An 11,294-nucleotide genomic window follows, 5' to 3' on the forward strand; every position below is an offset into this window, starting at 1 on the left:
TAGGAGGATCACTTGGGAATTAAAACTAAAGAATGGATGGATAGAATTGAAAGACGTGCCGATATTACGAGGATAGTTACTCATTTAACTAGATCTACCATAGCAACTCTTCTTAGAAAATATGACTTTCAAAAAAATTAAAAGTGAATATTATTTATATAGTACTGTACAGGAAATTATTTTCTTGGAACGTTGGAGCAGTTAAGAAAAAATTATAATTTAGTCGAGGAGGATATTGAGGATTTAGGGAAAGCAATGGCTAGATTTGAAATAGCAGTAAAAAAAGTCATTGCCTGTTTTGATAATCAATATTGTGAATTTGATACAATGCTTCACAATTAAATGAACTAATCCAAAAAATATTTAAGTATCATGCTTTAATTGATAAAATAAAACAACGAAAGTTATATCAGGATTAATAGTATTTATAAAAAGTCACCATTGGTGACTTTTTATTTTTATTGACTAATATTCGATAAAATATCGTGTCTTTGCTTGATTAAATCATTTAGTAGCTCTTCATCCTCTACTGATTCCGAATCAATAATTGATTCTAGCTGATTTAAACGTTTTAACGTATCCTTTGGAAGTCTGTCTGTATAAACAACTTTAAAAACGTTGGCTTTTACAAATTCCAATTTTCCTTGTTTCTTTAATTCTTTGGATAAATATGCTCTGTGGTTTCCACCACCTGTTACAGCCAAGTCACCATTAGGAAATTGTAAAAGTGCAAAACCAAAAGGTCCCTCATTGGTCCACCCGTATTCTTCAACTTTTTCTTTAAGTATTCTCATTTTCCGATCATCATTTATATCTTCTTCTTCAAGACTTAGTGCAATAATCCTCTCAGGATCAATTTGAATAATCCCTAGATCATATGTTGTACATTTTTCATTTGTTGCTGCTTTAAATTCAGCAATAACATCATCAGTTTTTTTCATTTATTATTAACTCCTTATACCTCTCAAGAGATATTCTTTTTCATCAAATCTTTTATTATGTACCTACTCATTACAATCTTTATTCTGCCTCAATCCTCTGAATTGTTCGGCTTCTTTTTAACTTTTGTCGTGTTATTTAACAACAATAATTTCGATATTCCTTTGTATAATTCCTTCTTCCACTATTCTGCTAGTATCGTTTAAGTGAAATCCTTTACAAAGTCACCTAAAGCTGATTTCCTTTGCTGCACAGTAGGGGTCTACTTTGTAATACAATGCTTAATCTTTGTAGTGGTAAACTTTTTGTCATTTGGTGGTAAATACGGCTTAAATCACATTAACATTAAAAATCTATTTAGAGTACAATCATTCTCATGAAAATTACACCCTTTCTATATTTGTTTCAGAGTATGTCCTCAATAGGGTTAACTGAACCAAGTAAAAGTCCTGCTCTATAATTAGAACAGGACTCCCTAAGGATTACTAGTCTGAATTCAGAATTGATATGGAATGGCCATTATTGACTTGGCTACCAGCAATAATTTTATAGTCCATTTCACTTACAATTGCTATTTCCCTAGCTGCTCTTTCTTTAGCTTTAACTACTGGATCATCAATCTTATTGTCTCCTTTCACTTCAATAATTAGCATTTTTCCATCATGCTTTTCTATCAAAAAGTCAGGGTAATAACTTCTTACAGTATTAGAGTCAGGGTCAATATATTGTATATAAAAATTTGACTGACCATGTGTAAGCATTCCAGTAAAGTAGACATTTTTAATATCTTCGTGACGTATAATTTCTTCAAAAAACCTTCTTTCTGGAATTGAGTCGAAACAATAAGTATCTAAATGAAAACTTTTACTTAGATAGTTTTTAAAGTTACTATCATTAATTTCAATAACTAATTTTGGGTTTGCAGTAATTCTATAGAATCCTACTTCAGGCTCTTTCACTAGTTCTATTTCTCTTGTTTCTTTTTTATCGTAACTCTCTACTGAATAAATAATATCGAATAATTTTGGTATAATCCAATCATACAAAAGGTCATTATAGTTATTCACATACTCAAGAATGACCTTGAATCCTTGTTTTGAGTTAGATAATATGGTTTCCACCTCAATACAGGAACGGTTTAAATACCTAGAAATTTCCGCGACAAGAGTTAGTTTGCTGAATTCCCTTTTAATTTTATATTCAGTTAAATCTTGTGATACCTTTTTGTTTAACTTGTTAGATATCAGTCCCGTTTGTTCTATATGAACCAATTTATATTTGTCAATATCTACCTTTTCAAACTCAAAATCTATAGCATGATTTATTATCTTTTCTTTTAATTCATATAGTTTTTTCTTTCTATTCACTTTAATTCTTACCGGTGGTGGTACTAATTTAATTTCATAAGGTTTGTTAGGATTTTCTTTTTTAGAAAGATCATTAACACTCAGCCTAAAGTTTTGTTCTAATTCTTCTTCAAGGATTTTCATGTTCTCATCAGAAAGATATACATTTGCTATCTCTTGTTCAGAACCAATTGCTCTTAAGCATCTCATAGTTGCTTGTAAAACAAAGATTTTAGACTTCGGTTTTCTAAATAAAGCTACTCCAAATAACGATCTACAGTTCCAACCTTCTCTACCTTTATTCACAAGAAGAATAAATTGTTTGCTAGAGTCTGGAGTATCCAACCTATTAAATTCTCTTATGTCATCATTTGATGTAAGTTTATTGTCACCTACATTAACCAAAATTTTATCCAAAGGGATTTCCAAGTCATTTAATATGTCTTCCAGCGCTGGTTTTAATTCATTTTGAAGTTCATCTATAGTGCTTGCAAATATAGCGAGCTTTGGGAGCATTCCTTCGAAACGACTTTCTTGATATTTTTCCCAGAAATTCTTAATAGTAATATTTAAAAACTCTTTCGATTTTGGATTAGTATATCCATTAATCGTTACATTTTTTAAGTATCTTTTGTTAATCGCTTCTTTTAATCCATACGCATAAACTACCTCAGGAAAAATTTCTTTACCTGCATATGGTGTACCAGTGTAATTGTAGCAGCCTACAACGGATGTTGCTGATTTTTCTAATGCTTTAGCTAATTCATTTATTGTTAATCTCAAACTTGTTTTTGCATTTTTTATCCCCATATCCTTAGCAAGAGAATTTCCAAAAGAATGGTGAGCTTCATCTACATATATACCTATTTGTTCTAGTCTAGTCAGTTTTGTAAATCTTTGATTGTCTAACAACTCTCCTTCATCTTCTGGTTGGTCCAATTCATACAAATCTGATATATCTCCATAAGCCGAACCATTTTTAAACGAAGAAAAACTAAAAAGTTGATCTACATTACTTTTTTCCTTATGTTGCCGTTTTAAAATTATTTTTTGAGTATTTGATATGATGATGTTATATTTTGAACGGTCTATTGTGTTTAAGGTGGTCCCAGAATCTTCAAGAAAGTGGATTTTCAAATTTGTATTTAGCCAATTTAGATATTCAGGGGGCACAACACTTGCTCTGTTAAAAGTTTGAATTTCCTTTAGAGACTGTAAAACTGTCTTATCAGGAGCAAAAACTAAAGCATTATGACAATACCTTTTATCCTTTGGAAATTTATTAGCTAACAGAAACTCATAGAAGATACACGTAGCCATTAGAATTGTTTTTCCAGTTCCCATCGTTAGAGCAAAAATATAATTTGGATATTCTTGAGAAAACTTTTTCATTCGAGAGAATACGCTTTTATATTGTTCAACATCCACACTAAATAATGTCCCTTGTTCACCCTCCGTAAAACCTACATCACTTCTCTTCTCGAACCTATTCCTTTTATAGAACCAATCTTCAAATAGTTGATGGACTTGCATATTATCCAAATATTCTTTTAGGAAAATGTATATCTCTAATGCTTCGAATTGTGGTTTTCTAAGAAAAGACTTGGGATTTGAAGAGTCGTTAAAGTCTAAAAACTTTTTAGATAAGCTTCTATAGTGGTTTCTTATTCGTCCACGATTTTCTTCATAGAATTCACGTAAATATGTAAAAAACGCAAAATCCAAAGCGAAATCTTTTCTAGTCATTATTGATACTCACCTCTAATGATTCTGACAGGAGATCAGTTATTTTAACACGTATTGTTCCAGCATTATCAGGCACTTCATACTCGCCTTTAACAAGTACATTTTTGTCTGGAATATCTACTACTGTAGGTTCTAAAACAGCCCCATCATAGTTCCAGTCAATCAATACAGATTCAACAAGTTCTTTCCAATCTTCTACATTCTCTTTCATAATACTTAATTTTTGAAGTAAATTCATCGGGTAGAAGTTTCTTATAACTAACTTACCTTGAGAAATTGATACATTTGCTTCTGAGTCACGTTTGAACTCAAGGTTAGACTTATTTCTCAGTATATCAACTACTTCAATGTCTAATTTATATCCAACTTCTTGTTCTAGTACAGCAGATAAGTCCGGTTGATGCCCCATACATACTAACAATAACCTTTCTACTGGCTGATTAGGGTTTTCTGCCTGTCGCTTTTCAAAAGTTCTATAATCAAAATTAGTAATAAGTTCATTTAGATCTGCTCTTGTTGTAATTCGATTAACAGGCATAATTTTCACCATACGTCCATCTTTTTCTCCATCATAAATAACATTATTTAATAACGGTTGAATTTCTAATGCTTCGATTAGTAATTCTTTTGCTTGTAGGGGGTTTCGGAAAATATCATAATTATTAACATTATAAACTTCAAACCCAGGTAACTTTTCATTATTTCTTTTTTGTTGCTTAATCAGTCTTTTGGTTGTAGTTTGAACTGCTCCTAAATTTATATCTGCTCCAATAAAGCGACGACCTAATTTTAGTGATACAGCTTGTGTCGTTCCAGAACCCATAAAACAGTCGAAGACTAAATCATTGGGGTTAGAAGACATATGAATAATACGCTGAAGTAATGCTTCTGGCTTCTGTGTAGGGTAACCCGTTAGGTTTTTAGATTGAGAATTCTCTCCGTAAATATCGGTCCATACATCATCAATTGGATAACCCTCTACCTCATCTAAATAATGCTTAATTCTTGGAGTTCCATTAGAAGTATAGTAAATTTTCCCTTCTTTTTTTAATCTTTCAACAGTTTCTGGTGATGTTGCAGTTCCAATTTTCTCATCTTTAAATCGTTTTCCATTTTCGTCAATTTTATTAAATCTCTTTTCAATATATTCTTCACTATATGGAACTGTGAATGGATTATATGTAAAATCATTCTGACTTTTAGAATAATACAGTAAATCATCATGACTCTTCCCTAAACTTGTTTTTCCTTTAAAACCGCTTGAGGTCATACTTTTCCAAATTACATGTCCTCTAAAACAATTAGGTCCAAATATTTCATCCATGATCATTCTTAAATGGTGAACTTTCCTCCAATCACAATGTACCCAAATGGAACCTTTTTCAGATAACAACTCTCTAATTATAGTTAATCTCTCGTAAATAAACTGCAAGTATTCATCATTTGTCCAAATATCAGTATACTGCTTTTCCTCAAAGCTAGTTTGGTCATTTAATACTTTTTTACTCTTAATACTTATTGTTTTTTTATAGTCGGTTTTTGAATCAAATGGAGGGTCTATGTATACTAAGTCTACTCTTCCTCTAAACTCTCTTAACAAGTGACTCATAACTTGAAGGTTATCCCCCCAAAATATTTTATTCATCCAACCATTAACTTCTTCTCCGTGAGTCTCTTTTAGCTGTGCAGGATAAAAATTTGTGGTTCTAAATGGACGTTTTCCTTTCCAATGTAACATTGGATGTCCTTTAATCGGGCTAAAAGTAAAATTATCTATATCTTTTTCACGTTCATCCATACTCATTTTCCCACTCCTATATTTTGTCATCACAATAAAAACGCATATCACAGTTACGACAATGTTTCTCGGGTCTTTTCTTTATTGTAAAATCTTTTGATTCAATCTTTTGGACAATTTCATCAAAGGTTGCTATTGTTCTATCAATAGCCTTTTTTTCTTTTGAAAATGTAACATAGGGATTGCCATTCTCTTCTCCAGTATAATACAAATGCATTTTACTGACTTTCTGCCCTGTTCTCTCCTCTATTAAGTGAGCATAGACCTCTAATTGGCGTTTATAATGGTACATCATTTCTGATTCTTTTACCAAGTCAGGTTTTTTCTCGGATTTAAAATCTATGATCTCTACAGTATCATTATTGCCTTTTATTAAATCTATTGTACCTTTAAGAATGTAGTTCTCCTTAACTAAGGATACATCTACCTCAGCTTCTTTTATTTGCGACCAATGCTTACCTTGTTTCTCGACATACCGAAGAACCTGATTGAAAGCAACTTTTTGTGTTTGTGGTGCAAGATAAACACGTTCTTTCTTTACTAAGTTGCTGTAATTTGAATTGAACCAATGTTCAATGTTATCATCTGTAATTTTTGATTCTTCACCTCTTAAAACAGACTTATGAATATCTTCTATAGTTTGATGGACCAATGTTCCAAATAAGGTAGCCCCCTGTCGAACGGGTGAAAAATCAAACTCTTTATAAAATTTATATTGAAGTGCACATGTCTCAAAAATATTAATATGAGAAGTAAACGAATATTCTTCTTTAATATTAACGTCCTTTACTTGTTCTAAAGTTAAATCATATATCGAAGTTGCATCTCTCCAACTGGGTAAAGTCTTATATAACTCAACAAAAGCTCTTGATGGTACTTTCTTTGTTCCCGAGCCATTAGGTTTATTTTCTTGGCAGCTTAAAACAAGTAAATTTTGTGCTCTTGAGAAGGCAGTATAGTATAGCCTCCTGAAGTCATAATACTTTGTACGGTCCAAAGGTTCAAACGGTTCTTTATGATAGTGGTTCTCTTGCAATATCTCGTCCAATTCACTATATTGCTTTCTAGGAGTTGTATCTAAAGAGTCTACTATAACGATTGGAAACTCAAGCCCCTTAGATTGATGAATAGTCAAAAACGAGATACAGCCACTTGGAGCATATTCGGAATTATCCTCATATTCATTAATCCCACCATTAATCAAAAACCTTAAATACTGATTAAAGAAAGTAGTAAGCTGTGAATTAATGCTTTTGGGTGTAAATACTGTCACTCTATGTAAATACTCAAATTTTGTGAGTAGCTTGGAAAACAAGGATAAGTTCCTAATCGGACGGCTATCCTTTACTGTGTAGGAAACTTCCTCTAAATAACAACTAAACAAGTCAAATTGAAGCAATTGATAGAACAGCCCAGCAAAAGAGTAATCAGTATTTCTTTGTAAATTAACATGTTCTTTTGCCCGTATTTGACACCACTTTAAAAGCTTGTGATTTTCTTTTTTTCTTAACTTTTCAGCAAACTCTCTAAGGTAGCTATCATAGATATCCCATTCTTCCAGATGAGCATTTTCAGCCCACTTTCTAACCTTGGCGAACTGAGGAAATAAAAATAGAAATGCTCCAATTATTAATCGAATCTCTTCTCTTTCAAAAAACATATTCGATCGAGGAGAATAGACTGGGATATTCCTTTCCTCTAAATAATTCGCTAACGTAATAACCTTTTCATTTTTAACAGATTTAAATAGAAAAGCAATTTGATTCCAATCCGTAACTTTTCCTTTATTTCTCATTGAGATCAGAAACTGATACACTTCTTCTTCCCAATTTCTTAAACCATCTGAACCTGAAACTTTTATTACAGTATCAGCTTCTACATGAATACCATCTCTAGGCTTAATTTGCTTCTTATACCTAAAATTCTTACCTTTATATGTCCAGTTATTTTCAACCATCCAAGTATTATAGAAGTTAATGATTGATGGATGTGATCTATAGTTGGTTGACAATTCCACTTGACTGCATTTCCCACTATCGAACTTTTGAGGAAACTCCAATATATTACGAATAGTTGCTCCTCTAAATCTATATAATCCTTGGTCATCATCACCAACAACACAAATATTTTGTCTTTTACCTCCCAGTAAAAACAGAATTTCTTCCTGTATTGTGTTTGTATCTTGATATTCATCAACCATTAAATATTCTATGCCTTGATTTAAATTCGAAAGTAATTCGGGGTTTGAAATTAACAAACGGTAGGTTTCTAATTGTATTGTTGAAAAATCTAGTGAGTTTTCTTCCTCCAGCTGCTTTAGATATAGCTCATAACAATAGCCTAATGCTTGTACTTGAGGCTCTAAAGAACTTTTAAGTTCGTCCACATCTAGCATTTCTTCACTTACCTTATTAAGCCACTTAAGTAAATTATCAGCCTTTTTCCACCTAGAACTTCTATCTCCATATATGGACTCTATATTTGTTATATGTGAATATTCATATATTTTCTGATATAAAAAATATTGTTGGTCGAATTGATCCATTAATATATAATTTTTCTTGAGTCTAGTGAACTCTCTATTTTCCTCTAAAATCCTTAGGCATATTGAATGTATAGTACCTAAATACATTTCATTTAAATTAAAAGGAATATCAGCTTCTTGTAGTCTATTAGAAACTCTGGTCATTAACTCTCGAGCTGCTTTTTCCGTAAATGTAGCAACTAAAATATTTTCTGCTTTCACTTTTTTCTCTGTAATTAAGTAGTAAATTCTTTCAACTAATGTAAATGTCTTTCCAGAACCTGGACCTGCAATGATTAAAAGTGGACCCTCTGTTGTTTCAACTGCCTTTTTTTGATTAAAATTTAGCAAATTCATAAGAATAAATTCCACCTTTTTTCCAGTATAATTCAATTATAAATTAAATTATATCTAGTAGAAACAAGAATTAATGACAAAGTACTAGAAACCCGTTTGCCCCCTAAGTAAAAAAGCTAATAATCTGCCAATTAATAGCAGAGTATTAGCATACATTAATCCTGATAATATAAACATATTTAAATTGACTGAATAACTTCTAGGTATTTGCGTTATTTTCAAGTAATCTTATTCTAAAAATCCTGGAAGGTTAGCATTAATAAACTGATGTGAAACGCCTAGTTGAAGATCGTTATGCAACTAAAGGACTTATCTTTCTATTATACAGAAAGATAAGTAGTTTCCTATAAACTATTTAATAATGTCTTTTACACTTTCTTATAACTATTCGATTCACCTAAAAGTTTTAATGATTTTCCAATCATATTTTGTTACATTGAAAGGAAATATGACTAAAAATATTTTGCACTAAAAGCGCAGCTGTCTGAGATTAGACCAAAATTTTCTCCAGCGGAGTTAAATTTATATTATGAACCACTCCAAGGGAAGAGATAGAGGTAGTTTTAAAACTTTTGAATGACCTTGAGAAGAGTTTTAATGAAAGCCCCCAATCTATGAGGAATGAGGGATTCTTTCGTGAGTATCATACTTACTTAAATGTTCCTTGGATTTCTTTCATGAGAGTTGTTGCACCTTCTCGACTTATGTACAAATCACTCCTAGATAGTTTGATGTTATCCTCAGACACCACACCCGTTATGAAGCAAGTCATTTCAGGCTTGAATTTTTGCAGAATTACTCTTTCACCATCCACAAAGATCTCCATAGGATCCTTTTCTTCAATATTTAACGTGCGACGTAACTCCTTGGGAATAACTACTCGTCCTAATTCATCTACTTTTCGAACTATACCAGTGGATTTCACTCCTGCTCCTCCTTTTGTTTACACCTTACATTAATTGTAAATTAATTAGAGAAAATTAAAACATAATTTTACAATAATATACAAAAAATCCCAGTGAAGGAATGAGGCCTTGTTAATATTTCTATTGGATTTTTTAAAAGACAGTTAATTCAAAAATAAAAAACCTGGATCATGATTGTTTAGCTTCAAACTAGACTCTTGTTAAGAATAAAAAGTCTTTAATTTCAAAAATAAAAGAGCTAGCCATTACAGCCAACTCACAAAACTCGGCAAACGGAGCAGTCCACCACTAGTTATATTACGGTATTTGACCCGACACTTAATCGGCTCTATATAAACGAAATCTTCTCGTTCTTCCTTAATCTTATTCCCGTAAACTTTTGCTCTTTCTTTCTCCGGCACCCCTAGTTCCATAATTCCCTGGGGCTTGCCTGCTTTATCAGCGAGCAGCCAGCCAAACTTTGACTTACGAAAACCAGTCACGAGTACATCGGCGATTTGATAATTAATTACCTTCAACCACGAATGACTTCTCTTTCCGACTTCATATAATGATTCTTTTCTCTTCAGCACAATTCCTTCAAGTGCTTGCTGACAAACCGCATCATAATAAGCTGGACCGTTACCCTCAATAAACTGCACCTTTGATACTGCCCCAGAGTTATTAGTAACAATACCTTCCAACAATTCCTTACGATTAAGCAACGGTATATGAGTAGTGCTTCTGCCGGCTGATTGCAGTACGTCAAAAGCAACAAAACTGACTGGCGTTTTGTCCTTACCGCTCATAAAACGAGCCATTGTCCGTTCGAAATCTGGCTTGCCTTCACTGTCAGTGACAACCAGCTCGCCATCTAATATTGTGCCAGGTTGTAAGTCATTTGCCCCAGCAACGAGCTCAGGAAAACGGTTTGTAACTTCGTTGTTATGGCGGGTATATAACCGGATCTTGCAAAGTAAATCTTTCGTATATAATAATCTTATGCCATCAAGTTTCAGTTCTGTGATGTAGTCCGCTGATTCAAATGGCTCGTCGGCTTTCTGTAACAACATTGGCGATACAAACACTTAACAACACCTCGCACTAATTTTAGCACGATACGTAGTTACTGAGGTTAGTAGAATGATGGTAAATTATTTGATGTCGGAAAACTAGCTGCAGTAATACCCTTTTTCCTTGAACTTTTGGTATGCATAGCGAAAAGATTCCCATAGCCGATGTTACATGTACTACACCCATTTTATAGTTACTACCTTGAAACCCTTAATTTAAAAGAGGTCCTAAATATATTTAATTCCTTTTACACTTAAGTAATTGAGTTAAGTTTCAAGTTTTCAATCAAAAAAGTTTTTTAATTTTTTTCTCGTGGATAACATTCTTCTACTCTGCGATAGTCATTAAACAAAGAAGCAGAGTCAATCAAATATCCGATTAACTTGATAATGTTATTTATGTTAAACATTGTCTAGGTTGACATATCAGATGGGAAAAGTGAATGCGGAATACTAGAGACTTTGTTGGTAATTATCTAGTCAGTGTTTGTATTTATTTCACAATTTCAATACCTATCTCGCAGCTACTAACACAAGGCTTGAGTTGATTAGTTGGATAACAAGTTGTGGGAACATATCAACGCCAAAATATCGATAGATAAGTTT

General features: G+C 32.4%; 6 protein-coding genes. All 6 read right to left on the minus strand.

Features of this window, described 5'->3' with window-relative positions; translation table 11 throughout:
- Nucleotides 1-458: 458 nt before the first annotated feature.
- Nucleotides 459-941 carry a hypothetical protein gene (locus DET59_RS17680; protein ID WP_113970927.1) on the minus strand — a complete coding sequence of 161 codons (483 nt, stop codon included), beginning with the start codon at nt 939-941 and terminating at the stop codon, nt 459-461.
- Nucleotides 942-1,424: 483 nt separating this feature from the next.
- Nucleotides 1,425-4,031, minus strand: coding sequence for a TnsA endonuclease N-terminal domain-containing protein (locus tag DET59_RS17685; protein ID WP_113970928.1), 2,607 nt, complete (start codon nt 4,029-4,031; stop codon nt 1,425-1,427).
- Entirely contained in the window at nt 4,024-5,835 is a 1,812-nt protein-coding gene (locus DET59_RS17690; protein ID WP_113970929.1) for a DNA methyltransferase, read from the minus strand. The genes DET59_RS17685 and DET59_RS17690 overlap by 8 nt, the downstream gene beginning before the upstream one ends.
- Before the next feature lie 10 nt (nt 5,836-5,845).
- On the minus strand, nt 5,846-8,710 hold the full coding sequence (locus tag DET59_RS17695) for an ATP-dependent helicase (protein ID WP_113970930.1): 2,865 nt from the start codon (nt 8,708-8,710) through the stop codon (nt 5,846-5,848).
- Between the two features lie 649 nt (nt 8,711-9,359).
- Nucleotides 9,360-9,635 (minus strand): AbrB/MazE/SpoVT family DNA-binding domain-containing protein, encoded by a 276-nt coding sequence (locus tag DET59_RS17700; RefSeq protein WP_113970931.1) that lies wholly within the window; start codon nt 9,633-9,635, stop codon nt 9,360-9,362.
- A gap of 246 nt (nt 9,636-9,881) precedes the next feature.
- Entirely contained in the window at nt 9,882-10,703 is an 822-nt protein-coding gene (locus DET59_RS17705) for an ATP-dependent DNA ligase (RefSeq protein ID WP_258549716.1), read from the minus strand.
- Between the last annotated feature and the right edge of the window lie 591 nt (nt 10,704-11,294).

Source organism: Rossellomorea aquimaris, from assembly GCF_003315075.1.
Lineage (GTDB): Bacteria > Bacillota > Bacilli > Bacillales > Bacillaceae_B > Rossellomorea > Rossellomorea aquimaris_C.

What these genes read in the sequence shown, in the direction of transcription:
- DET59_RS17690 (WP_113970929.1), bottom strand. Translation starts at nt 5,835, where the DNA reads ATGAGTATGGATGAACGTGAAAAAGATATAGATAATTTTACTTTTAGC.
- DET59_RS17685 (WP_113970928.1), bottom strand. Translation starts at nt 4,031, where the DNA reads ATGACTAGAAAAGATTTCGCTTTGGATTTTGCGTTTTTTACATATTTA.
- DET59_RS17680 (WP_113970927.1), bottom strand. Translation starts at nt 941, where the DNA reads ATGAAAAAAACTGATGATGTTATTGCTGAATTTAAAGCAGCAACAAAT.
- DET59_RS17695 (WP_113970930.1), bottom strand. Translation starts at nt 8,710, where the DNA reads ATGAATTTGCTAAATTTTAATCAAAAAAAGGCAGTTGAAACAACAGAG.